Origin of the sequence: Pseudomonas maioricensis, assembly GCF_022790535.1 — a bacterium.
Taxonomy (GTDB): Bacteria; Pseudomonadota; Gammaproteobacteria; order Pseudomonadales; family Pseudomonadaceae; genus Aquipseudomonas; species Aquipseudomonas maioricensis.
Map to the genome: position 1 here is coordinate 19,724 of NZ_LOHG01000010.1, position 26,155 is coordinate 45,878.

General features: G+C 57.5%; 20 protein-coding genes and 1 pseudogene. 11 read left to right on the forward strand and 10 right to left on the reverse strand.

The window, feature by feature from the left end:
• Positions 1-39 precede the first annotated feature (39 nt).
• Positions 40-1,524: a 2-methylcitrate dehydratase gene (gene prpD, locus AUC61_RS16425; protein WP_243247271.1), complete on the forward strand. Its 1,485-nt coding sequence runs from the start codon at positions 40-42 to the stop codon at positions 1,522-1,524.
• A 134-nt stretch (positions 1,525-1,658) separates the two neighbouring features.
• Here prpD and ppsR read toward each other — a convergent pair whose 3' ends face one another.
• Both ppsR and AUC61_RS16435 read right to left on the reverse strand, forming a co-directional pair.
• Complete coding sequence (gene ppsR, locus AUC61_RS16430) at positions 1,659-2,477, reverse strand: posphoenolpyruvate synthetase regulatory kinase/phosphorylase PpsR (protein ID WP_243247272.1); 819 nt, start codon at positions 2,475-2,477, stop codon at positions 1,659-1,661.
• A gap of 39 nt (positions 2,478-2,516) precedes the next feature.
• Entirely contained in the window at positions 2,517-2,726 is a 210-nt protein-coding gene (locus AUC61_RS16435; protein ID WP_243247273.1) for a hypothetical protein, read from the reverse strand.
• On the opposite strand from AUC61_RS16435, the gene ppsA reads away from it, so the two are divergent.
• From ppsA to AUC61_RS16475, 8 genes are all read left to right on the forward strand, one after another.
• The gene (gene ppsA, locus AUC61_RS16440; RefSeq protein WP_243247274.1) at positions 2,673-5,048 is read left to right on the forward strand and encodes a phosphoenolpyruvate synthase; all 2,376 of its coding nucleotides are present in this window, start codon (positions 2,673-2,675) and stop codon (positions 5,046-5,048) included. The genes AUC61_RS16435 and ppsA overlap by 54 nt on opposite strands.
• 97 nt (positions 5,049-5,145) lie before the next feature.
• The gene (locus AUC61_RS16445) at positions 5,146-6,138 is read left to right on the forward strand and encodes an alpha/beta fold hydrolase (protein ID WP_243247275.1); all 993 of its coding nucleotides are present in this window, start codon (positions 5,146-5,148) and stop codon (positions 6,136-6,138) included.
• Between the two features lie 146 nt (positions 6,139-6,284).
• A complete protein-coding gene (gene rraA / locus AUC61_RS16450) occupies positions 6,285-6,773 on the forward strand; it encodes a ribonuclease E activity regulator RraA (RefSeq protein ID WP_243247276.1) in 489 nt (162 codons plus the stop codon).
• An 11-nt stretch (positions 6,774-6,784) separates the two neighbouring features.
• A complete protein-coding gene (locus AUC61_RS16455; RefSeq protein WP_243247277.1) occupies positions 6,785-7,780 on the forward strand; it encodes a zinc transporter ZntB in 996 nt (331 codons plus the stop codon).
• Positions 7,781-7,869: 89 nt separating this feature from the next.
• Complete coding sequence (locus tag AUC61_RS16460; protein ID WP_122664583.1) at positions 7,870-8,118, forward strand: CrfX protein; 249 nt, start codon at positions 7,870-7,872, stop codon at positions 8,116-8,118.
• A gap of 2 nt (positions 8,119-8,120) precedes the next feature.
• Positions 8,121-8,945 carry a mechanosensitive ion channel family protein gene (locus AUC61_RS16465; RefSeq protein ID WP_087265063.1) on the forward strand — a complete coding sequence of 275 codons (825 nt, stop codon included), beginning with the start codon at positions 8,121-8,123 and terminating at the stop codon, positions 8,943-8,945.
• Positions 8,946-9,031: 86 nt separating this feature from the next.
• A complete protein-coding gene (sigX, locus tag AUC61_RS16470) occupies positions 9,032-9,622 on the forward strand; it encodes an RNA polymerase sigma factor SigX (RefSeq protein ID WP_122664582.1) in 591 nt (196 codons plus the stop codon).
• A gap of 107 nt (positions 9,623-9,729) precedes the next feature.
• On the forward strand, positions 9,730-10,764 hold the full coding sequence (locus AUC61_RS16475; RefSeq protein WP_099268666.1) for an OmpA family protein: 1,035 nt from the start codon (positions 9,730-9,732) through the stop codon (positions 10,762-10,764).
• 89 nt (positions 10,765-10,853) lie between these two features.
• On the opposite strand, the gene cobA is transcribed toward AUC61_RS16475, so the two are convergent.
• The 7 genes and pseudogenes from cobA to AUC61_RS16510 all read right to left on the reverse strand — a co-directional run bounded on the left by cobA (position 10,854) and on the right by AUC61_RS16510 (position 21,133).
• Entirely contained in the window at positions 10,854-11,603 is a 750-nt protein-coding gene (gene cobA / locus AUC61_RS16480; RefSeq protein WP_243247278.1) for a uroporphyrinogen-III C-methyltransferase, read from the reverse strand.
• Positions 11,604-11,616: 13 nt separating this feature from the next.
• Complete coding sequence (locus AUC61_RS16485) at positions 11,617-14,346, reverse strand: nitrate reductase (RefSeq protein ID WP_243247279.1); 2,730 nt, start codon at positions 14,344-14,346, stop codon at positions 11,617-11,619.
• A gap of 29 nt (positions 14,347-14,375) precedes the next feature.
• Positions 14,376-15,575, reverse strand: a pseudogene (locus AUC61_RS16490) (NAD(P)/FAD-dependent oxidoreductase); the annotation flags it as partial.
• A gap of 373 nt (positions 15,576-15,948) precedes the next feature.
• Positions 15,949-17,607 carry a bifunctional protein-serine/threonine kinase/phosphatase gene (locus AUC61_RS16495; protein ID WP_243247280.1) on the reverse strand — a complete coding sequence of 553 codons (1,659 nt, stop codon included), beginning with the start codon at positions 17,605-17,607 and terminating at the stop codon, positions 15,949-15,951.
• Positions 17,608-17,615: 8 nt separating this feature from the next.
• Positions 17,616-18,827 carry a nitrate/nitrite transporter gene (locus AUC61_RS16500; protein ID WP_243247281.1) on the reverse strand — a complete coding sequence of 404 codons (1,212 nt, stop codon included), beginning with the start codon at positions 18,825-18,827 and terminating at the stop codon, positions 17,616-17,618.
• Positions 18,828-19,332: 505 nt separating this feature from the next.
• Complete coding sequence (locus tag AUC61_RS16505) at positions 19,333-19,908, reverse strand: ANTAR domain-containing response regulator (RefSeq protein WP_122664634.1); 576 nt, start codon at positions 19,906-19,908, stop codon at positions 19,333-19,335.
• Between the two features lie 13 nt (positions 19,909-19,921).
• Positions 19,922-21,133 carry a CmpA/NrtA family ABC transporter substrate-binding protein gene (locus AUC61_RS16510; RefSeq protein WP_243247282.1) on the reverse strand — a complete coding sequence of 404 codons (1,212 nt, stop codon included), beginning with the start codon at positions 21,131-21,133 and terminating at the stop codon, positions 19,922-19,924.
• Between the two features lie 789 nt (positions 21,134-21,922).
• On the opposite strand from AUC61_RS16510, the gene AUC61_RS16515 reads away from it, so the two are divergent.
• A complete protein-coding gene (locus AUC61_RS16515) occupies positions 21,923-22,948 on the forward strand; it encodes a quinone-dependent dihydroorotate dehydrogenase (RefSeq protein WP_243247283.1) in 1,026 nt (341 codons plus the stop codon).
• Between the two features lie 129 nt (positions 22,949-23,077).
• Here AUC61_RS16515 and rmf read toward each other — a convergent pair whose 3' ends face one another.
• Positions 23,078-23,293, reverse strand: a complete 216-nt coding sequence (rmf, locus tag AUC61_RS16520; RefSeq protein ID WP_002553055.1) for a ribosome modulation factor — start codon at positions 23,291-23,293, stop codon at positions 23,078-23,080.
• Between the two features lie 565 nt (positions 23,294-23,858).
• On the opposite strand from rmf, the gene rlmKL reads away from it, so the two are divergent.
• Complete coding sequence (gene rlmKL, locus AUC61_RS16525; protein ID WP_243247284.1) at positions 23,859-26,129, forward strand: bifunctional 23S rRNA (guanine(2069)-N(7))-methyltransferase RlmK/23S rRNA (guanine(2445)-N(2))-methyltransferase RlmL; 2,271 nt, start codon at positions 23,859-23,861, stop codon at positions 26,127-26,129.
• Positions 26,130-26,155 lie beyond the last annotated feature (26 nt).

Sequence of the window (26,155 nt, forward strand, 5' to 3'; positions counted from 1 at the left end):
CTTTCCAGCACCTGCAGGGCATCACTGAGGAGTAGAGCAATGAGCGCCAACGTTGATCTGAATAACCGCCCGGACTACGACCAGGTTTTGCAGGACATCGCTGACTATGTATTGAATTACAAGGTCGAGTCCGCGCTGGCGCTGGATACTGCTCGCAATAGCCTGATCGATGCGCTGGGCTGTGGCTTGTTGTCCTTGCGCTTTCCTGAATGCACCAAGCATCTTGGGCCGATTGTCGAGGGCACGATTGTGCCGCTCGGCGCTCGGGTCCCCGGCACAAACTTGCGTCTGGATCCGGTCAAGGCGGCATGGGACATCGGTTGCATCATCCGCTGGCTGGATTACAACGACACATGGCTGGCTGCGGAGTGGGGGCATCCTTCGGACAATCTGGCGGCCATTCTGGCAGTGGCTGACCATGTCTCCCAGAAGCGGGTCGTCAATGGCGAAGCGCCCTTGAACATGCGTGATGTGCTCGAAGCCATGGTCATGGCCCATGAGATCCAGGGTGTACTGGCGCTGGAGAACTCTTTCAATCGAGTGGGCCTGGATCACGTGGTGCTGGTTAAAGTGGCCTCTACGGCGCTCAGTGCCAGGCTCATGGGCGCTAATCGTGAGCAGATACTGTCGGCGTTGTCGCATGCCTTTGTTGATGGCCAGGCGCTGCGTACTTATCGGCACGCGCCCAACGCAGGTTCGCGCAAATCATGGGCTGCGGGAGATGCCAGCAGTCGTGGCGTACGGCTGGCGGATATTGCCCTGCGTGGCGAAATGGGTATACCTGGCGCATTGAGCGCGGCGCAATGGGGTTTTTACGACGTTTCCTTTAGCCAGACCAATAAAGACCTGGCGCTCAAGCCTGAGGGTAAACGCCAGTTCAGCCTGTCCCAGCCGTACGGCAGCTACGTGATGGAGAATGTGCTGTTCAAGGTCAGTTTTCCTGCGGAGTTTCATGCCCAGACCGCTTGCGAAGCTGCGGTGATCCTGCATCCGCTGGTGCGTAACCGGCTTTCCGAGATCGACCGAATCGTCGTCACTACCCATGAATCGGCAATCCGGATCATTTCCAAGGAAGGTCCGCTGGCGAACTCTGCCGACCGGGATCATTGCCTGCAGTACATGATTGCCGTGCCATTGGTCTACGGCACCCTGGTGGCCGAGCATTACGAAGACAGCTTTCACGCCGCGCACCCGATCATCGACCAGTTACGCGAAAAAATGGTGGTCATTGAGGAGGAGCGCTATAGCCGCGACTATCTGGATCCGGAAAAGCGCTCCATCGCCAATGCCATCCAGGTGTACTTCAAAGATGCAACCAGTACTGACCGTATCGAAATCGAATACCCCATTGGCCATCGCCGCCGCCGTGCCGATGGCATACCGCTGCTGGAGGCGAAGTTCAAGAGCAACCTGGCAAGCCGATTCCCCCCTCAGCGCTGCGAGCAGATTTTTGCGTTGTGCAAAGATCAGGAGCAACTGGAGGGGATGGCGGTTAACCGGTTTATGGAAATGTGGGTGGGGTGAGGCGCGGGGGCCAAGTGCGCTCATTAAACTACTGGATTGAAATGCATTTTCTGTAGGAGCTGCCGAAGGCTGCGATCAGTTATCGCTGACACACCGCCATAGCAGCCTGCGGCAGCTCCTACAGATTTCAAGCATTACTTGAAACGCCGCTCGACGCCTTTTTCCACCAGCACCTTGGCCGAGATTTCTTCTACGGAGAAGTGAGTGGAATTGATGTGCGGGATATTCTCGCGGCGGAACAGGCCTTCTACCTCACGCACCTCGAATTCGCACTGCGCATAGCTGGAATAGCGGCTGTTGGGTTTGCGCTCGTGGCGAATGGCAGTCAGGCGATCTGGGTCAATCGTAAGGCCAAACAACTTGTTGCGGTGTTCCTTCAGCGCGTTCGGCAGTTGAAGGCGCTCCATGTCATCTTCGGTCAGCGGGTAATTGGCGGCGCGGATGCCGAACTGCATGGCCATGTACAGACAGGTCGGGGTTTTGCCGCACCGGGAAACCCCCACCAGAATGATGTCGGCCTTGTCGTAGTAATGCGTGCGCGCACCGTCGTCGTTGTCCAGTGCAAAGTTGACCGCCTCGATTCGCTCCATGTAATTGGAGTTGTGACCGATTGAGTGCGATTTGCCCACCGAGTAGGAGGAGTGTGAACTAAGCTCTTGCTCCAGCGGGGCCAGGAAGGTCGAAAAGATGTCAATCATGAAGCCGTTGGACGTCGCCAGAATCTCGCGAATGTCCTGATTGACGATGGTGTCGAAGATGATGGGGCGCACATCGTCCTTGTCGGCGGCATTGTTGATTTGTTGTACCATCGCCCGCGCCTTTTCGACGCTATCGATGTAGGGCCTGGTGAACTTGTTGAACGTAATGTTCTCAAATTGCGCTAGCAGGCTTTGGCCAAGGGTTTCAGCGGTAATCCCGGTGCCGTCGGAGATAAAAAAAGCAGATCGTTTCATTTGCGCCTTTGGCCTTAAGCTGGTGACGAATGTTGGATATCATAGGCGCGCTTGCGGGCCTGAGTGGCTGGCATTCATAACTTTTTTCCAGGTTTCGGCTTGAGGCCAGGCCAGAAAGTGTTCGGGGCCACGCTGTAGCGGGGCGACCCAGACTGAGCTTTTCCCAACAACAACACAGTTAGTGGAGAGATCACCTTGGTAGAGTACGTAGTTTCCCTCGATAAGCTCGGCGTCCATGATGTGGAGCATGTGGGAGGCAAGAACGCATCCCTCGGCGAAATGATCAGCAACCTTGCCGGTGCTGGCGTTTCGGTGCCCGGTGGCTTCGCCACTACGGCCCAGGCCTACCGTGATTTCCTTGAGTTGAGTGGTCTGAACGATCAGATTCACGCAGCCCTGGACGCTCTGGATGTCGACGATGTCAACGCGCTGGCCAAAACCGGTGCGCAGATTCGTCAGTGGATCATGGAAGCCGAGTTCCCCGAGAAGCTTAACGCCGAGATTCGCACCGCCTTCGCCGAGTTGTCGGCAGGTAACCCGAACCTTGCCGTTGCCGTGCGCTCTTCCGCCACCGCTGAAGACCTGCCTGACGCCTCTTTTGCCGGTCAGCAGGAAACCTTCCTTAATATCCGTGGTGTCGAAAACGTCATTCGCGCGGCCAAGGAAGTGTTCGCCTCGTTGTTCAATGATCGGGCCATTTCCTATCGCGTCCACCAGGGCTTTGATCACAAGCTCGTCGCCTTGTCGGCGGGTGTGCAGCGCATGGTGCGCTCCGAGACCGGTACTGCAGGCGTGATGTTTACCCTGGACACTGAATCAGGCTTCCGCGACGTGGTGTTCATCACCGGCGCTTACGGCTTGGGTGAAACGGTGGTGCAGGGTGCGGTCAACCCTGACGAATTCTATGTACACAAGGGCACCCTCGCTGCGGGTCGCCCGGCCATTCTGCGCCGAAACCTGGGCAGCAAGGCCATCAAGATGATCTATGGCGAAGAAGCCAAGGCCGGTCGTTCGGTGAAAACCGTGGACGTCGAGCCTGCTGATCGCGCGCGTTTCTGCCTGAGTGACGATGAAGTCGCAGAGCTGGCCAAGCAGGCGATGATCATCGAGAAGCATTACAAGGCACCGATGGACATCGAGTGGGCCAAAGACGGTGATGACGGCAAGCTGTACATCGTTCAGGCGCGTCCGGAAACCGTGAAAAGCCGCGCTCAGGCGAATGTCATGGAGCGTTATCTGCTCAAGGAAACCGGCACTGTGCTGGTTGAAGGCCGTGCGATTGGTCAGCGTATCGGCGCAGGCAAGGTACGCATCATCAAAGACGTTTCCGAGATGGACAAGGTCCAGCCCGGCGACGTTCTGGTTTCCGACATGACCGACCCGGACTGGGAACCGGTCATGAAGCGCGCCAGTGCCATCGTCACCAACCGTGGCGGCCGTACCTGCCACGCGGCGATCATCGCCCGTGAACTGGGGATCCCGGCTGTCGTGGGTTGCGGTAACGCGACCCAGTTGCTGCAGGACGGTCAGGGTGTCACGGTTTCCTGCGCTGAAGGCGATACCGGTTACATCTTTGAAGGCGAGCTGGGCTTCGACATCAAGACCAACTCGGTCGATGCGATGCCTGAGTTGCCGTTCAAGATCATGATGAACGTCGGTAACCCGGACCGGGCTTTCGACTTTGCCCAGTTGCCCAACGCCGGTGTCGGTCTGGCGCGTCTGGAATTCATCATCAACCGCATGATCGGCGTGCACCCCAAGGCGCTGCTCAATTACGACAGCCTGCCTCTGGATATCAAGGACAGCGTCGACAAGCGCATCGCCGGGTACGACGATCCGGTGGGTTTCTATGTCGAGAAACTGGTCGAGGGCATCAGTACTCTGGCCGCAGCATTTACTCCGAAAAAGGTCATTGTGCGCCTCTCGGACTTCAAGTCCAACGAGTACGCCAACCTGATCGGCGGCAAGATGTACGAGCCGGAAGAAGAAAACCCGATGCTGGGTTTCCGTGGGGCTTCGCGTTACATCAGCGAAAACTTCCGCGATTGCTTCGAGCTGGAATGCCGTGCCCTCAAGCGTGTACGTGAGGAAATGGGCCTGACCAACGTCGAGATCATGGTGCCGTTCGTGCGCACGCTGGGCGAGGCCAGTCAGGTCATTGACCTGCTGGCGGAGAACGGTCTGAAGCGCGGCGAGAATGGCCTGCGCGTGATCATGATGTGTGAGCTGCCGTCCAACGCCATTCTGGCCGAGGAGTTCCTGGAGTACTTCGACGGTTTCTCCATCGGCTCCAATGACCTGACTCAACTGACACTGGGCCTGGATCGCGACTCGGGCGTCATCGCGCATCTCTTTGACGAGCGTAATCCAGCGGTGAAAAAGCTGCTGTCCAACGCCATTCAAGCCTGTAACAAGGCTGGCAAGTACATCGGTATCTGTGGTCAGGGTCCTTCAGACCATCCAGACCTTGCCCGCTGGCTGATGGATCAAGGCATTGAAAGCGTTTCGTTGAACCCGGATTCCGTGCTGGAAACCTGGTTCTTCCTGGCTGAGGCTCAGGCTCCGGTTTGATGTGACTGAGTGAAGCCCCGGTTCATTCACGTGAGCCGGGGCTTTTTTACGTTTACCATGGACGGTTTCCACACCGACCCTTGATTGTTTGAGCAATATGCAAAGCAGCAGCACTCTCTTTCCTGTAGCTCTGATCAGCGCCGAGCGTCGTGGCGATCTGGTCGAAGACGTATACCGCCTGAAGCCTGCCAACAGCCCCGACTACAGTGTTGAAATTGCCGTAACACGACTCGGCCTTGTGGCGCAGCCCGATGTTCGGGGTGTGCCGGTGATCCTTATGCATGGCAGCTTTTCAAACCGGCGCTTCTGGTATTCGCCTAAAGGCATCGGTCTGGGTGCATACCTGGCTCGAGCCGGTTTCGACGTCTGGATACCGGAAATGCGCGGGCACGGATTGTCGGCACGCAACGAAGCCTATCGCTACAACCGGGTTGCGGATTATGCGCGCTACGACGTGCCCGCCATCGCCGCGTTCGTTCGCGAGCAAAGCGGACAGATTCCGCACTGGATCGGCCACTCACTTGGCGGCACCACGCTGGCAGCTGCTTTGGGCGGGCAGTATCTCGGTCCACCGGGCGCGGCCTCTGTCGCCTTGTTCGGGAGCCAGGTCAGCCGCAATTACTGGCCCCTGAAAATGCCCCCTGTGCAATGGGCTGGCCGCTTGCTGCTCAAGCCGTTCGATCATATTTCCGGCCCGCGTTTCAAGCGCGGTCCAGAAGACGAGCCGGTCGGGCTGGTGCTTGAAAGTATGCGTTGGCACGGTCTGTTCGGACGTTTCGGTGACCGGGAAACTGACTGGTGGGCTGGCTTGCCAGGCGTCGAAGTTCCTGTGCTCGCCGTAGCCGCGGTCGGTGATCATCAGGATCCGGTCTGGGCCTGTCGCAAGCTTTTTGATCAGGTGGGTTCGCAACAGCGCAAGTTCATCAACCTGGGACGTGAGCAGGGTTTCTCGCAAGATTTCGATCACGTCCAGATGCTGGTCAGCAAAAATGCCCAGCGAGAGGTCTGGCCGCTGGTCATCGAATGGCTGAACGAAGGTTGCGTCCCTGTACAGGAGCTGTCGCAAACGCCGATGGCCGTGGGGGACTGAGCGCAAGGTGTTTCGCTGCTGCAGGCTAGCGATTAAGCTACGACGCAAATGCAGTTCAGTTAAAGGTCATGAAGCTGGCTACGTCCTGCTCTTATGAGCTACGGTTCATAGGCAGAGACCGACCCTTCACTGACAGGAGTATCGCCATGCATTACCTCACGCCCGATTTGTGCGACGCCTACCCGGACCTGGTTCAGGTACTTGAACCGATGTTCAGTAACTTCGGCGGTCGTGATTCGTTTGGTGGTGAAATCGTCACCGTAAAATGCTTTGAGGACAATTCGCTGGTCAAGGAGCAGGCCGAACTGGACGGGAAGGGCAAGGTTCTGGTCGTAGACGGCGGTGGGTCTCTGCGCTGCGCATTACTCGGTGACATGATCGCCGAGAAGGCCGCACGTAATGGCTGGCAAGGCATGGTTATCTATGGCTGCATCCGCGATGTGGATGTGCTGGCGCAGACTGATCTGGGTGTTCAGGCGTTGGCCAGTCACCCGCTGAGAACCCATAAACGCGGTCTCGGTGACTTGAACGTGGTGGTGACCTTTGCGGGTGTTACGTTCCGTCCCGGCGAATATGTGTATGCCGACAATAATGGCGTGATCGTTTCTCCCTCGCCTCTGAAAATGCCCGAATAAGCGAAGTATTGATGTTCGACGAGACAAACGCGCAGTGGGGGCTGGTTCATGCCCTCGTATTGGATGGTAAAGGCGGGGCGCGTTTCATCGCTCGGACCGAACTGGATGGCCTGCAATTGCAGCCGCATGAAAGTGTCTGGCTGCATTGGGATCGCGGTCATCCGCAGACGCACACATGGTTACGCACAGCCAGTGGGCTGAGTGAATTTGCCTGTGACTTGCTGCTCGAGGAAAACACCCGGCCACGCTTGCTGCCATTGCCTGACGAAAAACTGCTGCTGTTTCTGCGCGGAGTGAATCTCAACCCAGGGGCTGAGCCTGAAGACATGGTCTCGGTGCGGATTTTCGCCGCTGCCCAGCAGGTCATTTCTCTGCGTCTGCGTCCGCTGCGTGCCACCGACGAGTTGATCGAGCAGCTCAACGAAGGCAAGGGGCCAAAAACTGCATCTGAGCTGATTCTTTATCTCGCCCAGTACCTGACAGACAAGGTTCAGGCGCTGGTGGGCGACCTCACCGAATCGGTCGATGAAGAGGAAGAAAAGATAGACGCTGACGAGCGGTATACCCCCGAACATGGCGATATGCTCCATATTCGACGCCGCGCCGCGGGGCTGCGCCGTTTTCTCTCACCGCAGCGTGAAATTTACGCCCAGCTTAGTCGCAGCAAGCTGCCGTGGTTCGTTGACGATGACGCCGATTACTGGAACGAACTCAACAACAGCCTGACGCGTTACCTTGAAGAGCTGGAATTGACCCGCGAGCGAGTGGGGCTGGTGCTGGAGTCCGAAGACCGGCGGCTACGCGAGCGCATGAACCACACCATGTACCGCTTCGGCATCATTACCGGGATTTTCCTGCCCATGAGCTTTTTGACCGGTCTGCTGGGTATTAATGTGGGCGGCATTCCAGGCTCTGACAGCCCTTATGGTTTTTTGATCGCCTGCGCATTGATTGCCGCACTGGCGTTAGGGCAGTGGTGGTTGTTCCGTCGGTTGCGCTGGGTTTGATGGTTACAATTTTTAATGTTCGTCCAGGGGGCAGTTTGTGACTCACCCGGATTGGTTCACGTCTTCTCTGGACGTTACGAGAGGTGCCTATGCACGATCCGTTTGAAGAATCATTGCGCGACATGCTCAAGTCGTCCTCCTCCAGCCGGGATGATGACGCCTGCCTGGGGCGCGTATTGAAAACCGCCAATCGCCAAGTGGGCGCAGGTGTGTTGTTCAGTCTGCTGGGACGCTGGACCGAAGCGATGATGATCGCCTTGAACAATGGCTCAGCCCACGTTGCACCGGTTTCACGTCAAAAGAATTCTACCGCTCGTCCTGTCGATAAGGCTGATTGAACATGGAATTGGATCTCTGGACTCAGAGTCTGGTTGCCGCAATGACTGCATTGTGGACCAAAGTTGCAAATTTCATCCCGAATCTGTTCGGCGCACTGGTGGTCGTGCTGCTGGGTTTCGTGGTTGCCAAGTTGCTCGACACCCTGTTGTCTAAGTTGCTCGCCAAACTGGGCCTGGATCGTTTGATGGCAGGCACCGGCCTGACCAAACTGATCAGCCGTGCGGGCGTTCAGGTGCCGATCTCCACCCTGATCGGCAAGATTGTTTACTGGTTCGTCTTGTTGATCTTTCTGGTTTCGGCCGCTGAATCGCTGGGGCTTGAGCGTGTTTCTGCAACGCTGGACATGCTGGCCCTGTATCTGCCCAAGGTTTTTGGTGCCGCTCTGGTGCTGCTGGTCGGCGTACTGCTGGCCCAACTGGTCAACGGTCTGGTGCGTGGCGCGGCGGAAGGAGTAGGGCTGGATTACTCCGCAGGTCTGGGGCGAATCGCCCAGGGCCTGGTCATTATCATCAGTATTTCGGTGGCGATCAGTCAGTTAGAGGTCAAAACTGACCTGCTGAACCACGTGATTGTGATCGGTTTGATTACCGTTGGTCTGGCAATTGCGCTGGCCATGGGCCTGGGAAGTCGTGAGCTTGCTGGCCAAATACTGGCAGGGATTTATGTGCGGGAGTTGTATCAGGTAGGCCAAGAGGTGCGTGTTGGCGATGTCGAAGGGCAGATTGAAGAGATTGGTACGGTGAAAACCACATTGCTTACAGATGACGGGGAGTTGGTTTCATTGTCCAACCGCGTCCTTCTGGAACAGCGAGTGAGCAGCCGTTAAGCGGCTAACCTGCTACTCTATGCCGCCACAAATTGCCGTTTCAATGGCAGTGGCGGCCATTGACCTGACTGTCGGCACGACTTGTTTTGAATAACCCTCAACCGCTATCGATGCGCTACGACCCCCGCGAGCTCTCTGATGAGGAGCTGGTTGCGCGCGCCCACGTCGAACTTTTTCATGTGACGCGGGCTTACGAAGAGTTGATGCGTCGCTATCAACGAACACTTTTTAACGTCTGCGCACGTTATTTAGGGAACGATCGCGATGCTGATGATGTCTGTCAGGAAGTGATGCTTAAGGTGTTGTATGGCTTGAAGAATTTTGAGGGTAAATCGAAATTCAAAACATGGCTGTACAGCATCACTTACAACGAATGCATCACGCAGTACAGAAAGGAACGGCGTAAGCGTCGCTTGATGGACGCTTTGAGTCTGGATCCACTTGAGGAAGCGTCGGAAGAAAAGACGCCTAAACCTGAAGAACGGGGCGGGCTTGATCGCTGGCTGGTGCATGTGAACCCGATCGATCGGGAGATTCTGGTACTGCGATTTGTTGCAGAACTTGAATTCCAGGAGATCGCAGACATCATGCACATGGGCTTGAGTGCAACGAAAATGCGCTACAAGCGGGCTTTAGATAAATTACGTGAGAAATTTGCAGGCATTACCGAAACTTAACTCGGTGCAAATATCTCTAACGAGCAGGCAAGTTCTGATAGACTTGCCGATGAGTTGTCCCCAGCGATGTGGGACTGCTTTACAATCACCAGATGGGGATTTAACGGATGAAACTGAAAAACACCTTGGGCTTGGCCATTGGTACTATTGTTGCCGCGGCATCTTTCGGCGCTCTGGCACAAGGCCAAGGCGCAGTCGAAATCGAAGGCTTCGCCAAGAAAGAGTACTACGACAGCGCCCGTAACTTTAAAAACGACGGCAACCTGTTCGGCGGCTCGATTGGCTACTTCCTGACCGACGACGTAGAAGTACGTCTGGGTTACGACGAAGTTCATAACGTTCGCAGCGACAGTGGCAAGAACATCAAGGGCTCCAACACTGCCCTGGACGCTCTGTACCACTTCAACAATCCGGGCGACATGCTGCGTCCGTACGTTTCGGCTGGTTTCTCTGATCAAAGCATCGGTCAAGACGCTCGCGGCGGCCGTAACGGTTCTACCTTCGCCAACATCGGCGGCGGTGCCAAGCTTTACTTCACTGACAACTTCTATGCCCGTGCTGGCGTTGAAGCTCAGTACAACATCGACCAAGGCGACACCGAGTGGGCTCCTAGCGTCGGTATCGGCGTAAACTTCGGTGGCGGCTCCAAGAAAGTTGAAGCAGCACCAGCTCCAGTAGCTGAAGTGTGCTCCGACAGCGACAACGACGGCGTGTGCGACAACGTCGACAAGTGCCCGGACACCCCAGCCAACGTTACCGTTGACGCTGATGGCTGCCCAGCAGTTGCCGAAGTGGTTCGTGTTGAGCTGGACGTGAAGTTCGATTTCGACAAATCCGTAGTCAAGCCTAACAGCTACGGCGACATCAAGAACCTCGCTGACTTCATGCAACAGTACCCACAAACCACCACCACTGTTGAAGGTCACACTGACTCCGTCGGTCCTGACGCTTACAACCAGAAACTGTCCGAGCGTCGTGCAAACGCCGTTAAACAGGTTCTGGTTAACCAGTACGGTGTTGGCGCTAGCCGCGTAAACTCGGTTGGTTATGGCGAATCCCGCCCAGTTGCTGACAACGCAACTGACGCTGGCCGCGCTGTTAACCGTCGCGTAGAAGCTGAAGTTGAAGCACAAGCTAAGTAATTAGCCTGCTTTACTCGCTTCAATAGCGGTGTAAAAGAGAAGCCCGGCTAATGCCGGGCTTTTCTTTGCCTGCGATTTACGCTGTACCTTCAAGCCGTTTGACTGGCTGCTGCTTCCAGCACCGCAACATCCATTGCGCCTGCCACCTCTCCGATGACCAGAATGGCCGGGCTTTTCAGTTCGAAAAGGGCTGCGTCCTGCTGCATATCGGCCAGTGAACTCCGGCACTCCCTTTGCTGAGGCAGGGAAGCATTCTCGATCATCGCCACGGGCATGTTCAGTGACATCCCGCCACTGATCAGGCTCTCGCGTATTTCGCCCAGTTTTGCCACGCCCATGTACACCACCAGCGTTGTTCCTCCCTGTGCCAGTGCTTGCCAGTTCAATGTACTGTCGTCCTGAGTGTGAGCTGTCACCAGCGTCACGCCACGACTGACACCCCGCAAGGTCAGGGAGATTCCACATTGCGTCGCGCCTGCGAGGCCTGCCGTGATGCCATTGACCAGTTCAACTTCAACCCCATGAGCACGCAGCCAATCAGCTTCTTCGCCGCCACGACCGAATATGCACGGGTCGCCGCCTTTCAGGCGCACCACGCATTTGCCCTGACGCACGTAGCGCAGCATCAGGCGATGGATGAACGCTTGCGGTGTCGAGCGGCAACCGCCGCGTTTACCCACTGCAATGACGCGCGCAGTTGGGCAATGCTCCAGTACTGCGTTGTTGACCAGATCATCGATCAACACCATGTCGGCTTCGCGCAGTGCTCTTACGGCTTTGAGGGTCAGCAACTCTGGATCACCGGGGCCGGCGCCGACCAGCCAGACTTTTGCATTCATGCTATTCACCTCATTAGTTGATCGCGACGGTCGTCAGCAGTCGTTTGATTTCCGGCACGCAAGAGCCACACATGCTGCCGCAGCCGAGTTGGGTCTTGAGTTGAATCAGGTCCATACCTTTGGCGATGCCATCGCACACGGCGCTTTCACTGATATTCATGCAGTTGCACAGGGTTTTTCCGCTTGATGTTTTGCCTGCCCCAGAGCCTGGTGCGCGGCTTATCGGCGCGAGCAGCCAGCGACGCATCTCGTCGTCGATTTCCCGCCCTTCCAGCCACAGACTTTGCAGCCATTCTTTGGCAAGGGTTTCTCCGCATAACCGGATGGCGGTTATCCGGCCCTGGTCCAGGCGAATGCGCTTGCTGATGCCTTGGCGATTATCGTCATAAGCCAGCACCGGGCCGTGATCCAGCCCCAGCAATTGGTCAATTCGATCCAGCAACTCCTGACCCGGCGCTTCGTGATTGGCTGCACGCAGTGTTAAGGCAGGACGCTCGCGGCCTGCAAGGTTCAGGCTGGTGTACGCAAACTCGTCGCATAACGAGCGCAACGCATCCAGACGGCGCTGCACGTCGCCTTCGATCAGTATGAATAGCCGCCACGACAGGTCGACTTTGTCGATGCGCACGCCAGAGTGCTTCAGCTCAGGTTGCCTGGAAATCGGATCGAACGCTGGCTGGGTGAGCACGTTTACTCCGCCCTTCAGGAATCGATCTCCCCAGTGCATCGGGATGAAGGCATGGCCAGCCCGCAAGCCGTCATCGCTGCCAACGGGAACGATCACGCTGCCACGTCTGCTTTGCAGATTGACCAGATCACCCGCTTGCAGGCGGTAGCGATGCAGATCTTCCGGATGCAGGCTCAGTACTGCTTCACTCACATGGCCGAACAAGCGCGCAGCGGTGCCTGTGCGGCTCATACCGTGCCATTGATCACGCAGGCGGCCAGTGTTCAGGGTTAGCGGGAAGCGGCTGTCGCGTAGCTCTTTGGCAGCGCTGTACGGTTCGCTGATGAATCGGGCTCTGCCTGATGGTGTTGGAAACACGCCATCCAGATACAGCCTGGCTGTGCCGTTGGTGGCACCGGCCGGGAATGGCCATTGCTGCGGTCCACGCTGATCAATGACGTCGTAGCTGATGCCGGACAAGTCCAGGTCGCGACCTTGGGTCAGTTGCTTGTATTCGTCGAACAGCGCCTGGGGCTGCTGGAAATCAAAAAGGGCAACGGTATCAGGTTGCAGTCGAGCCTGGAGGCGTTGTGCGAAATCGACCGTGATTGCCCAGTCGGGGCGCGCTTCGCCAGGCGCCGCGACGGCTTTGCGCACATGGGATATACGCCGTTCGGAGTTGGTCACCGAGCCTTCTTTTTCGCCCCAACTGGCCGCAGGCAGCAGCAGGTCAGCGAAGCGGGCGGTTTCAGTGGTGCGAAAAGCTTCCTGAAGGACCACGAATGGGCACGCGCTCAAAGCCTCGCGAACACGAGTCTGATCGGGCATCGATTGCGCCGGATTTGTGCAGGCGATCCATACGGCTTTGATCGTGCCGCTGCGCATCTGCTCGAACAGTTCTATCGCTGACAAACCGGGGGTGGCGGGTAATGTATCGACCCCCCAGTACTGTGCGATTTCAGCCCGGTGTTCGGCGTTGGCTGCTTCCCGGTGGCCGGGAAGCAGGTTGGAGAGGCTGCCAGTCTCGCGACCGCCCATGGCATTAGGTTGGCCGGTCAGAGAAAACGGGCCGGCACCGGGGCGGCCTATTTGCCCGGTGGCCAGATGCAGATTGATCAGCGCGCTGTTTTTGGCGCTGCCAGCAGTCGACTGATTCAAGCCCATGCACCACAGCGACAGAAAGCTGGGTGCCTGGCCGATCCATTGCGCGCATTCCCGCAGTTGTTGCAGCGAGATGCCGCAGGTCTGCGTGACCATTTGCGGCGAGTAGTGATGCACCAGGCTTTTCAGCTCGGTATAACCCTCAGTGTGTTGCTCGATGAAATCCTGATCGACCCAGCCTTCCCAAAGCAGCAGGTGCAGGATGCCGTGGAACAGCGCAACGTCGGTTCCGGGAATAATCGCCAGATGCATGTCCGCCAGATCGCAGGTGTCTGTGCGCCGAGGATCGATGACGATGATTTTCATCTCGGGACGCTGGCTTTTCGCTTCTTCCAGGCGTCGGAACAGGATCGGGTGGGCGTAGGCCATGTTGCTGCCGACGATCATCACGCAATCGCTGAGCTCGATGTCTTCATAGCTGCAAGGTGGTGCGTCCGCGCCCAGGCTACGTTTATAGCCCACCACGGCGGACGACATGCATAGCCGGGAATTACTGTCGATATTGTTGGTGCCAATCAGAGCGCGCGCCAGCTTATTGAACGCGTAGTAATCCTCTGTCAGCAGTTGTCCCGAAATGTAGAACGCGACGCTGTCAGGTCCATGTTCGCGAATGGTTTCTGCGAATACATTAGCGGCGTGATCAAGGGCGGCGTCCCAATCTGTAACGCTGCGTCCCAGCTGTTTGCTCAGGCGCAATTCCGGGTATAGCGCCCGTGCGCTTGGATCACCAGTGAGGTGCAGGGTTGAGCCTTTGCTGCACAGCTTGCCAAAGTTGGCTGGATGCGTCGGGTCGCCCGTGACACCGATAATGTTGCGTCCGTCGTGTTCTATCAGCACGCCACAGCCGACCCCGCAATAGCAACAGGTGGATGCGGTGGTTTGCGTGATGGGCGCGGGGATACTGGTCAGGCGCATAACGCGGTATCCATTTGCGATGGGCTCACTTCACCGAACATCAGTTGATCGCGAAGGGCGGTTATGGACTGCTGGCCGCGAATCAGGCGCAGGTACCAACCGCCGTCAGTGGTGTCGCCGTACAGGCACGCGCCCACCAGCAGATCGTCTTTGATCACCAGTTTTTTGTAGGTGCCGCTGAATGGGTCTCGCAGGATTATGGTTTCCGTGCCTTCGCCGCCCATGAAATCGCCAGCGGAAAACAGATCAATCCCGGTCACCTTCAGCTTGGTGGAGGTAACTGAACCCTTGTAACGGGCAAAACCTAGTTGGGCGAGGTGGTTGGCGCAGACTTTGGCCTGCTCGAACAAGGGCGCTACCAGGCCATACGCAGTGCCACGGTGACTGGCGCATTCGCCTATCGCGTAGATCCTCGGATCGTAGGTTTGCAACGTATCGTTGACCAGGATGCCCCGGTTGCAGGGCAATCCAGCCAGTTCCGCGAGTTCGGTCGCCGGGCGAATACCGGCAGCCATCACGACCAGATCGGCCGGGATAATGTCGCCATTTTTAAACTGCACGGCGTTGACCGCGCCTCGGCCGTTATCCAGCAATGCCTCGGTCTGTTCGTTCAGGCGAAAGTGCAGGCCGCGGGCCTCCAGCGCGCTTTGGAGTAATTGCCCGGCGGCTTTATCCAGCTGACGTTCCAGCAGCCATTTACCGATGTGCACGACCGTGACGTCCATGCCACGCATCTTGAGCCCGTTGGCGGCTTCGAGGCCGAGCAGGCCGCCACCGATCACCACCGCATGTTTTTGGGTTTTGGCGGTGTGGATCATGACTCGCGTGTCCGCGATGTCGCGATAACCGATGACGCCGCTCAAGGTGCTGCCCGGCATCGGTGGCATGAATGGCGTAGAGCCTGTGGCAATCAGCAGGCGGTCGTAATGCGCTACCGTGCCGTCGTCGGCGATCACCTGACGTTTGGCCCGGTTGATTTTCACCACTCTGCGATTGAGCAGAAGCTGAATGTTGTTGCCCAGATACCAGTCGAGGTCGTTGAGCACGATGTCTTCGAACTTCTGCTCACCTGCCAGCACCGGGGAGAGCATGATGCGGTTGTAGTTAGGGTGCGGCTCGGCGCCAAATACGGTGATATCGTAAAGTTCGTCGCTGAGCTTGAGCAGCTCCTCCAGCGTACGAACGCCGGCCATGCCGTTGCCAATCATCACCAGTTTGAGTTTTCTCATCTTGCCTCCGAGAAGCCCGCGAGAGGGTGCTCGACAAATTCTGCGCAAACAAAAAAAGGCGTCCCGCTAGTTAACTAGCGAGGACGCCTTTGTCCGGTCCCGTTCTCTCGGGAAGCTCAGCCTTCGTCTTTGAAGGCTGGAGCGATATGAGTTGCTTGAGGAAAGATATGCAGGGGGTGTGCCAGATAGAGTTGTCTGGTGGAGAAACTGTGGGAGCAGGGCTTGCCAGCGATAGGGCTGGACCCGGTTCACTTCATAGCGCGGTGCCCTTATCGTCGGAATGCCGCCCAAACCAAGCCCTGCTCCCACCGCGTCGCATTTTATCGGGGAGTATCACCTTGGTGCGCTATGCCCCGAACCGGGGCGATTTTGCTCAGTGACGCATCAGCCAAACGATGGCGATCAGATTCAGTAGCAGAGAAACCAGCGCCACCGTCCTCCAGACCTTTAGTGGTTCGCGTTCAAGCAGGGGTTGAGTGCGTTTCACCAGCGGACGGTGCTCCGCCTGCTCCAGCTCCAGTAGCCACTGTTCAGCAGTTTCGTAGCTCTGTTGCGGATCGGCCTGCAGTGCCTTGGACAGGTTTTGGTCCAGCCAGTCAGGCAGGTCGGGGCGATAGCGGCTGGCGGGGGTTGGTATACCGAAACGCCTATGCTGGAACGCTTCGATCTCGCCGTACGGGTAATGTCCGGTCAGCAGGTAATAAAGGGTCACGCCCACCGCATAAAGATCCTGGCGGGGAGTGGGCTCGTCGCCATTGAATGCTTCTGGTGCTATGAAGCTTGGCGTGCCCGGCAACTCGCCCGGTGTCAGCGTGGAAAGGCCGGGACAGTAGGCGAGGCCGAAATCCAGCAGACGTAATTCGCCGTCATCTTCGAGCAACAGGTTTTCCGGTTTGATATCCCTGTGAATAATATTCCGCCGGTGCAGCAAGCCGACTGCTCTCAATAGCTGCGTGGCATGCGCCAGCCATTGCGCCACGGACAGTTGGCCGTGCTCATTGAAAAGTTGCATCAGGCTGCGGCCTGAGTGTTCACGCATGACGTAATACAGGTGCTGGCGATCAGGTACGGGATGGGTTTCAGGGAAAAAACGGCCCGCCACGCGCTTCAAAAACCATTCTTCCAGTAGCAACCCCTGCCCAGCGCCGGGTTCGTCATGGCGATTGCCAGGGAGCGTTTTCAATAACCAGCGCTGATTGTGCTGGTCGGTGACCCGATACAGCAGCGATTGCCGAGATTCCGCCAGCAACCCGTTAATCTGCCAGCCTTCAAAAGCCTGGCCAGTCTTTAAAGGAGGCGGCAATGGCCATTGTTGAAGCTGGATGAGAGCGTCGCCAAGGTCATCCTGACCCAGCGTGTCGACGCGAATCAGCACGGCACTGGCGTTGTCCTGACTACCGGCCAGGTGTGCAGCGCTGACCAGCGTCTGCACGGCACGATCCAGATCCTCTTGCTCAGTGAGAATCGAACGAATACTCGCGTCACCCAATGTTGCCCAGACTCCATCGCTGAGCAGTAGCAGGCGTTCGCCCTCGCGCAATTCGCCGTCCAGATAATCCATGACCAGGTATTGGTCCAGGCCCAGCGCGCGCTTGAGCACATGCTGCATGTCTGGCTGTTCCCAGACATGATCCTCACTGATGCGTTGCAGTTCGCCCGCGTGCCAGCGATAGGCACGACAATCGCCTACGTGGGCGAGAGTGAAGCGCCGGCCCCGTAGCACCAGCACGCTAAGGGTGGTCAGCAAGCCATTGGCCTGCAACCAGCGATTCTGTGCCAGCAGCAACCGGTCAAGGGATTGAGCGACGCCCCAGGTTTCCGGCGTCGAATAGTAATCCAGCGCCAGCGCTTGCAAGGTGGATTGCGCCGCGAGGGCGCCATCCACGCATTGACTGACGCCATCGGCCAGGGCAAACAGATAGCCCTTGCTGGCGGCAAGGGCCGGGGCGGGAGTCACCAGGCGCATGGCGTCCTGATTCTCCGCCCGCGGCCCGCTGGCGCTGAATTGAGCAAGGCTCAGTCGCAAGCTCATCAATGACCTCAGACGCGTGCAGCGGTTACTGCTGCCGAGCCCCAGGTGGTTCTCCAGCGGCGCTTGACGTTAAACAGGCCGAACCAGGCCAGTACGCCAAGGAATGCAAACAGCCACAGGCCCATCTGATAGTCGCCGGTGTGTTGTTTGATCGAACCCAGGCCGGCCGCGAGCAGGAAGCCGCCGATACCGCCCGCCATGCCGATCAGGCCGGTCATGACGCCGATTTCCTTGCGAAAGCGCTGTGGCACCAACTGGAACACTGCGCCATTACCTGCACCGAGACCGAGCATCGCGGCGACAAACAGTGCCAATGCCGCCCAGGAGCTGGGCAGATTGAAACCCACTGCTGCGATGCAGATTGCGGCGACGGCGTACATGCCTGCCAGGGTGCGAATGCCGCCGAAACGGTCAGCCAGGGCGCCGCCCAGTGGACGCATCAGACTGCCGCCAAACACGCAGGCTGCGGTGTAGTAACCGGCCGTGACCGGGCTAAGGCCATATTGGTCGTTGAAGTAGCCGGGCAGGGCGCTCGCCAGGCCGATAAAACCACCAAAGGTCACGCTGTAGAAAAACATGAACCACCAACTGTCACGATCGCCCAGTGCTTTGAGGTAGTCGCTCATGGACTTGGGTTTGGCGCGTTCTGGAGCGTTACGTGCCATCAGCGAGAACGCGATCAGCGTCAGCACCAGCGGAATGACCGCAAAGCCGAACACATTGCTCCAGCCAAAGGCTGCTGCCAGTACCGGGGCAATCAGCGCTGCCAGCACCGTGCCCGAGTTGCCTGCACCGGCAATGCCCATCGCCTTGCCCTGATGCTCCGCTGGATACCACTGAGAGGCCAGCGGCAATGCGACCGCGAACGATGCACCTGCCACCCCGAGAAATACGCCCAGCAGCAACGCCTGCTCGTAGGTGTGAATGCCCAGATTCCAGGCCGTGAACAGGGCCAGAATCACAATGACCTGGCCGATGATGCCGGCGGTCTTCGGCGACAGCTGGTCGGCCACGATCCCCATCACAAAGCGCAGCAGGGCGCCCGCCAGAATCGGCGTCGCTACCATCAGGCCGCGTTGTTGGGTGGTGAGTTGCAGGTCGGTTGCGATCTGCACTGCCATTGGGCCGAGCAGGTACCAGACCATGAAGCTCAGGTCGAAATACAGAAATGCGGCGAACAGGGTCGGTTTGTGACCGGCCTTCCAGAAGCTTGTATTCATTGAACACCTCATCTGCAAAAAGGAGATCTGTCGGTTCAGGCACGGACCTGAGCCGTAACGGGCTTGAATCTGTAGAAACCTGCAGGTGGGCGTCCATAACCTCGGCAGCTCCACCAACTCCAGTCACTGGAGCCAAAACGCAAAAAACGCCGCAACCCGATTCGCGTTGGCGAAAGAGGTGTGCGACGTCTTTGTCGTAGAGTGGGGCAACCGCCGTTGGTTACCTGTGGTGATTAACTAGCAAAAGCTGGGCCATCTAGAAAGATGGAGGGTTTTTGGGAGTTGTTCTACGGTCCATCAAACTGCGCTGACTCGAGCCAACCGGTGTTTCCTGTAGGAGCGCACTCGCACCGCGAGGCCGCGATGGCGGTGTATCAGGCAGGACGCCATCGCTGCCTCGCGGTGCTCGTGAGCTCCTACAAAAGCTTTTAAATTCAGTGGCATACATTCAGTTTTTGATAGGCGAAGAGCTTGCTCTGCTCCCACAAATCCACAAAACTACGACTCAACCCAACAACTCACTCATCGCAATAATCTGCTCCGCGACCTGGATCAGCTTCTGCTGTCTACTCATGGCCTGGCGACGCATCAGGGTATAGGCCTCTTCCTCCTTGCAATCCTTCATCTTCATCAGCAGACCCTTGGCCAACTCGATGCGTTTGCGCTCGGCCAGTTGCTGGTCCCGTGCCTGAAGTTGTGCACGCAAGGCTTGATCGCTCTCAAAACGGGCCATCGCCACATCGAGAATCGGCTGCAGGCGCTGGGCGTGAATGCCTTCAACGATATAAGCACTTACCCCTGACTTGATGGCCTGGCGCATCACGCCCGGATCATGCTCATCAGTAAACATCACAATAGGGCGCGGTTGATCGCGACTGACCATCACCACCTGCTCCATCACATCGCGGCCAGGTGATTCGGTGTCGATCAGAATCACATCCGGGCGAAGCGCTTCAACCCGGGCGGGCAGGTCGATAATCAGCCCGGACTCGTCGATCACCTCAAAGCCCGCCTCACTGAGCGCGGCCTTCAGACGCCCGACTTTTTTTGCCGTGTCATTGATCAAGAGGATACGCAGCATAGTCATCAGCTCCTCATCGAGTCAGGTCGGCAGTTGCCGAACTGGCCAGCGCATGAAGCTTGAAGCTGCGCGCATAGCCTGCCGGATCAGAACCGTCCCAGACCTTGCCGTCGATCAACTGGCTGCTGCGCATCGTTGTTGCGGGAACCTCGATGCCCAGTGCCTCGGCGGCCTGTCGGTACAGCGCCAATTGATGCACGCCCTTGGCCACATTGAGGTAGTCAGGATCCTCACGCAGCAAGCCCCAGCGCCGGAACTGAGTCATGAACCACATACCGTCGGACAGATACGGCAGATTGACTTCGCCCTTACCGTGGAAACGCAATGCATGGTGATCGTGCCACTGGTTACCCAGTCCGTCTCGATAATCGCCCAGCAGGCGGGGTTCGATGTAGCTGGCGGGAGCATCGAGATAGTCCGCGCCACTGAGCAGTTGCGCGGTACTGCGGCGGTTTTCGTCGCTGGATTCGATAAAGCGGCTGGCTTCCAGTACGGCCATGACCAAGGCTCGTGCCGTGTTCGGATTCTGTTCGACGAATTCACGAGTGCAGCCCAGCACTTTTTCCGGATGGTTCGGCCAGATTGCCTGGGTAGTGGCAAAGGTAAAGCCCAATTGCTGATCCACCGCACTGGCGCCCCAGGGTTCGCCTACACAGAAACCATCAATTCGACCGGCTTCCAGGTGCTCAACCATACGCGGCGGCGGGACCACCACACTGGTAACGTCCTGCAAGGGGTGAATACCCTGACTTGCCAGCCAGTAGTAAAGCCACATGGCGTGGTTGCCGGTAGGAAAGGTCTGCGCGAAGGTCAGCTTTGTGCCGCTTTGGTGCGCCTGGCGATCCAGTGCCTCAGGAGTGACCACGCCAGCGTCTTGCAGCGCGCGCGACAGATTGATGCTCTGGCCATTCTGGTTCAGCCCCATCAGCACGGCCATGTCGGTGGCTGCGCTGCCGCCAATCCCTAATTGAACTGCGTAAATCAACCCATAGAGAGTGTGGGCTGCGTGCAATTCGCCGCTGACCAGTTTGTCGCGCAGGCTGGCCCAGGAGGGTTGACGTTTGAGGTTCAGGCTCAGGCCATAAGGCTGGGCAAAGCCCTGCGTCGCGGCCACCACGATAGAGGCGCTATCGGACAAAGGCATGAAGCCGATGTCCAGACTGTTCATCTCTGGCGCATCGCTGCCAGCTACCCAGGCCAAGGGGTTTCGAGTGGGCTCGTTCATAAAGGTCATCTGTCCTCTGCCATGACGACTGCGGGTGAACCTGTGATTTCCGGTTCGGGTTGGCAGGAATCTTCCATAAAAAAAGCGTCGTTCAATCCTTCGCAAAAGCAAAGACGGAACGACGCCGTTGTCGATGCAGGACGCCACCGTTGGCGCGCTGCTATTAGCTTAAGCCAAGCAAGCGATATGCCAGTGTCATGCTCACCTAATCGTGGCATAGGTATCTAGACAGCTTTCAAATCGAGTACCTCGCTGTCGCTCGGCCGACGTGGTTTGACGGGGCGCCTCAGATCAAAAGCAAAGCGAATACAGCGGTTACACCCCGAACCGGTAGGAGCGAACTTGTTCGCGAGACGTCCGCAAATCCAACAAAGGTCTCGTCTGACACACCGCTTCGCAGCCTTCGGCAGCTCCTACAGTTGTGCAGTAAACCCAAGAATCAGGTCGGCTGTCAGGCCGCCGCGCTTTTGATTTTGATCTGCGGGCGGGTACATCGAGCACCAGCGAGGTGCCGAGTGGTGGGGTAAAAGCCTTTTGCTTACTTTTGGCTGGGCCGGCTTCCGGCGCAAAAGTGAGGCGCGGTAAGGGCGCAACCAATATCAGCCCTGACCGCGGTAATGGATATGTACACAAAGAATCGCTACATGAATGATGTGCATATACCTATGCCAATCACAGCATCACAATCGATCAGTTCATGCAAAAGCCTGCAGGCATGCCTCGCACGCAATCGCTCAGACGTCTATAATCGCCGCCCTGAATTCAGCTTCTTACGAGCCGCGCCCGCCCATGTATAACCTGGCCCGCCAGTTACTGTTCAAACTTTCCCCGGAAACTTCCCACGACCTGTCGCTGGATCTGATTGGCGCTGGTGGCCGGTTGGGTATCAATGGCCTGTTGAGCAAGGCTCCGGCGCGTCTGCCGGTTAATGTCATGGGGCTGGATTTTCCTAATCCAGTCGGGCTGGCTGCTGGTCTGGACAAGAATGGCGCCGCCATTGACGGCTTTGCCCAACTGGGCTTCGGCTTTGTTGAGATCGGTACGGTCACTCCCCGTCCTCAGCCCGGTAATCCGAAGCCGCGAATTTTCCGTTTGCCTCATGCTGAAGCGATCATCAACCGCATGGGCTTCAACAACCTGGGTGTCGACAACCTTGTCGCCCGGGTTCAGGCCGCCAGCTACAAAGGCATTCTGGGTATCAATATCGGTAAGAATTTCGATACGCCGGTCGAGCGCGCGGTAGACGACTACCTGATCTGTCTGGATAAGGTTTACGCCCACGCCAGCTATGTAACGGTCAATGTGAGTTCGCCAAACACACCCGGCCTGCGCAGCCTGCAGTTCGGCGATTCGCTCAAGCAACTGCTCGAAGCATTACGCATTCGTCAGGAAGCGCTCACCCGGATGCACGGCAAACGAGTGCCGCTGGCTATCAAGATTGCACCGGACATGACCGATGAAGAAACCGTGCTGGTGGCAGCGGCACTGATCGAGTCGGGCATGGATGCAGTGATCGCCACCAATACCACCCTGAGCCGCGAAGGCGTCGAAGGTTTGCCGCACGGTGACGAGGCGGGCGGTTTGTCCGGCGCTCCGGTGCGCGAGAAGAGCACCCATACCGTGAAGGTGCTGGCTGGCGAACTGGCCGGGCGTATGCCGATCATTGCGGCGGGCGGGATCACCGAAGGCAAGCATGCGGCTGAGAAAATCGCTGCGGGTGCCAGTCTGGTGCAGATCTACTCCGGCTTTATCTACAAAGGCCCGGCGCTGATTCGTCAGTCGATAGATGCCATTGCTGCAATGCCTCGGGGCTAAAACCCGAGCGCGAGACCAAAAAAAGGGGCTCCATATGGAACCCCTTGGGCTTGCGCCCGGCGCCCGGATGGGACGCTTCTGGTTTGAACTGCTTTCAGAGATTTGATGGACTAGTCGGAAATTACCTGATTATCCGACCGCGTGAAGTTCGTTGAGTCTGTGGATTCCCGCAGTGCCGGTCATACCGTCCCAGTTGTCGCCGCGTCCTTCTCGCCAGCCATTGATCCAGGCTTGGCGCACCGACGGTAGAGTAAAAGGGCAAAGCTCACGGGATTTACCATGAACGCCGTACTGATATCCGCGTAAAAATGCTCTTTCCAACGGATCACGCTTAAGTCTTCTCATAGGGTGTTGCCCTCGTTTGTTGACTGTTATGTCCCTGAGACCTCATGTCGAGGTCGGGCAGAAATTTTCTGCCGTTGGTACCCGCTGCCGGCGTCGCGGGCTTTAGTGTTCTCACCGTTGCGGTGACAACCTGTGGTGATTTCTAACCAATGGATCGGACGCTGTGAATGACCGTTTTGTCATAAGCACGTCATATTTGTAATAACTGGAACATAAGCAAAGATGTGTTTCAAACTTGATTATTTGTGCAGCCCTGCTCCTGTAAGGCTTGGGACGATTATTGAGACCGCTTCGCAACCGCAGATGATGGCGGCTTGCAAGCACGCGTCATTCGACGAAGGGTCGCGATGTGACTTTTTATTACCGCCGTTGTCGTGCTGAATAGTAATTTTTAAATGTTCCCTGGCCACGATGGTCAGGAGATGACTGCCTTGGTGACATATGTTCACAGGGTGGTCAGGCACAAGTTGTGTGCCACGCAGGCGTTCTCCAAGAAAGACGTCTGTTTTAAATCTGGTCGGGCAATGCGTTGCCCGCCGCTTATGGCTCAGGCCCTGGAAGACTCATGTCGGACCGTTACGAACTTTTCCTCACTTGCCCTAAAGGCCTGGAAGGGCTGCTTGCCGAGGAAGCCACTGCGCTTGGCCTCGAGGAAACCCGCGAACACACCTCGGCCATCCGGGGCAGTGCCGACATGGAGACTGCCTACCGGCTCTGCCTCTGGTCGCGTCTGGCCAACCGCGTCCTGCTGGTCCTGAAACGTTTCCCGATGAAGGACGCGGAAGACCTGTACAACGGCGTCCTGCATGTCGACTGGCACGACCATCTGGAGCCGGATGGTTCGTTGGCGGTTGAATTCAGCGGTCATGGTTCGGGCATCGACAACACCCATTTCGGCGCCTTGAAGGTCAAGGACGCCATCGTCGACAAGTTGCGCATGCCAGACGGTTCGCGTCCTTCCGTGGACAAGCTGAACCCGGATCTGCGTGTGCACCTGCGTCTGGATCGGGGCGAAGCGATTCTTTCTCTGGACCTGTCTGGCCATAGCCTGCACCAACGTGGCTATCGTCTGCAGCAGGGCGCAGCGCCATTGAAAGAAAACCTGGCTGCCGCGATTCTGATTCGTGCGGGCTGGCCGCGCATTGCTGCGGAAGGCGGCGCGCTGGCTGACCCGATGTGCGGCGTGGGCACTTTCCTGGTCGAGGCGGCGATGATCGCTGCCGACATCGCGCCTAACCTCAAGCGCGAGCGCTGGGGCTTTTCTGCATGGCTTGGGCATGTACCAGCGTTGTGGCGCAAGTTGCATGACGAAGCGCTGGAGCGGGCCGAGGCTGGTCTGGCCAAACCACCACTGTGGATTCGCGGCTATGAAGCTGATCCGCGTCTGATTCAGCCCGGTCGTAACAACGTCGAGCGGGCGGGACTGAGTGAGTGGATCAAGATTTATCAGGGTGAAGTAGCGACATTCGAGCCGCGTCCGGATCAGAACCAGAAAGGTCTGGTCATCTGTAACCCTCCATACGGCGAACGACTGGGCGATGAAGCGAGCTTGTTGTATCTCTATCAGAACCTGGGCGAGCGTTTGCGCCAGGCCTGCCTGAACTGGGAAGCTGCGGTGTTCACCGGCGCGCCGGATCTGGGTAAGCGCATGGGGATTCGCAGTCACAAGCAATATGCTTTCTGGAACGGTGCCTTGCCGTGCAAGTTGCTGCTTATCAAAGTCCTGCCCGACCAGTTCGTGACGGGCGAGCGTCGCACGGCCGAACAGCGTCAGGTTGAGCGTGAGCAAGTCGAACCGGAAGACACCAGCCCGCTGGTCACGCCAGGCAAGTACGAGAAGTACAACAAGAACGGTAATCCGATCAAGCCGGCCCCAGTGGTTGTCGAACAGCCGCGCCTGAGCGAAGGCGGGCAGATGTTTGCCAACCGCCTGCAGAAGAACCTCAAGCTGTTGGGCAAATGGGTGCGTCGTGAAGGCATCGATTGCTATCGCGTGTATGACGCCGACATGCCTGAGTATTCTCTGGCTATCGATTTGTATCAGGACTGGGTTCACGTTCAGGAATACGCAGCGCCAAAGTCCATCGATCCGGAAAAAGCTTCTGCCCGTTTGTTCGATGCCCTGGCAGCGATCCCTCAAGCGCTGAATGTCGACAAGAGTCGCGTGGTGATAAAGCGCCGCGAACGTCAGAGCGGTACCAAACAGTACGAGCGGCAAAGTGCTCAGGGCCAGTTTGTTGAAGTCAATGAAGGTGGCATCAAGCTGCTGGTCAATTTGACGGATTACCTGGACACCGGTCTGTTCCTTGATCATCGTCCAATGCGCATGCGTATCCAGCGTGAAGCCGAGGGCAAGCGGTTCCTCAATCTGTACGCCTACACCGCAACAGCCAGCGTGCATGCGGCCAAAGGCGGTGCGCGTAGCACCACCAGTGTTGACCTGTCCCGGACTTACCTCGATTGGGCGCGTCGCAACCTGTCGCTGAATGGCTTCTCCGACAAAAACCGTTTGGAGCAGGGCGATGTCATGGCCTGGCTGGAAGCCTGCCGTGAAGAGTACGACCTGATCTTTATCGATCCACCGACCTTCTCCAACTCCAAGCGTATGGAAGGGATTTTCGACGTACAACGTGATCAGGTGCAGTTGCTTGACCTGGCCATGGCTCGCCTGGCGCCAGGTGGCGTACTGTACTTCTCGAACAACTTCCGCAAGTTTGTCCTCGATGAAAACCTTGCACAGCGTTATGCCGTGGAAGAAATCACTGGCCAGACCATTGATCCTGACTTCGCCCGCAACAGCAAAATCCACAGGGCGTGGAAGATCACAGCCAAATAATCGGCTCGGCGAGCATCGATCCGTTC

Bases quoted from the DNA above. Each gene is read 5' to 3' on its own strand.
- prpD (WP_243247271.1), top strand. From the start codon at position 40: ATGAGCGCCAACGTTGATCTGAATAACCGCCCGGACTACGACCAGGTT.
- ppsR (WP_243247272.1), bottom strand. From the start codon at position 2,477: ATGAAACGATCTGCTTTTTTTATCTCCGACGGCACCGGGATTACCGCT.
- AUC61_RS16435 (WP_243247273.1), bottom strand. From the start codon at position 2,726: ATGCTCCACATCATGGACGCCGAGCTTATCGAGGGAAACTACGTACTC.
- AUC61_RS16445 (WP_243247275.1), top strand. From the start codon at position 5,146: ATGCAAAGCAGCAGCACTCTCTTTCCTGTAGCTCTGATCAGCGCCGAG.
- rraA (WP_243247276.1), top strand. From the start codon at position 6,285: ATGCATTACCTCACGCCCGATTTGTGCGACGCCTACCCGGACCTGGTT.
- AUC61_RS16455 (WP_243247277.1), top strand. From the start codon at position 6,785: ATGTTCGACGAGACAAACGCGCAGTGGGGGCTGGTTCATGCCCTCGTA.
- AUC61_RS16460 (WP_122664583.1), top strand. From the start codon at position 7,870: ATGCACGATCCGTTTGAAGAATCATTGCGCGACATGCTCAAGTCGTCC.
- AUC61_RS16465 (WP_087265063.1), top strand. From the start codon at position 8,121: ATGGAATTGGATCTCTGGACTCAGAGTCTGGTTGCCGCAATGACTGCA.
- AUC61_RS16475 (WP_099268666.1), top strand. From the start codon at position 9,730: ATGAAACTGAAAAACACCTTGGGCTTGGCCATTGGTACTATTGTTGCC.
- cobA (WP_243247278.1), bottom strand. From the start codon at position 11,603: ATGAATGCAAAAGTCTGGCTGGTCGGCGCCGGCCCCGGTGATCCAGAG.
- AUC61_RS16485 (WP_243247279.1), bottom strand. From the start codon at position 14,346: ATGCGCCTGACCAGTATCCCCGCGCCCATCACGCAAACCACCGCATCC.
- AUC61_RS16495 (WP_243247280.1), bottom strand. From the start codon at position 17,607: ATGAGCTTGCGACTGAGCCTTGCTCAATTCAGCGCCAGCGGGCCGCGG.
- AUC61_RS16500 (WP_243247281.1), bottom strand. From the start codon at position 18,827: ATGAATACAAGCTTCTGGAAGGCCGGTCACAAACCGACCCTGTTCGCC.
- AUC61_RS16505 (WP_122664634.1), bottom strand. From the start codon at position 19,908: ATGCTGCGTATCCTCTTGATCAATGACACGGCAAAAAAAGTCGGGCGT.
- AUC61_RS16510 (WP_243247282.1), bottom strand. From the start codon at position 21,133: ATGAACGAGCCCACTCGAAACCCCTTGGCCTGGGTAGCTGGCAGCGAT.
- AUC61_RS16515 (WP_243247283.1), top strand. From the start codon at position 21,923: ATGTATAACCTGGCCCGCCAGTTACTGTTCAAACTTTCCCCGGAAACT.
- rmf (WP_002553055.1), bottom strand. From the start codon at position 23,293: ATGAGAAGACTTAAGCGTGATCCGTTGGAAAGAGCATTTTTACGCGGA.
- rlmKL (WP_243247284.1), top strand. From the start codon at position 23,859: ATGTCGGACCGTTACGAACTTTTCCTCACTTGCCCTAAAGGCCTGGAA.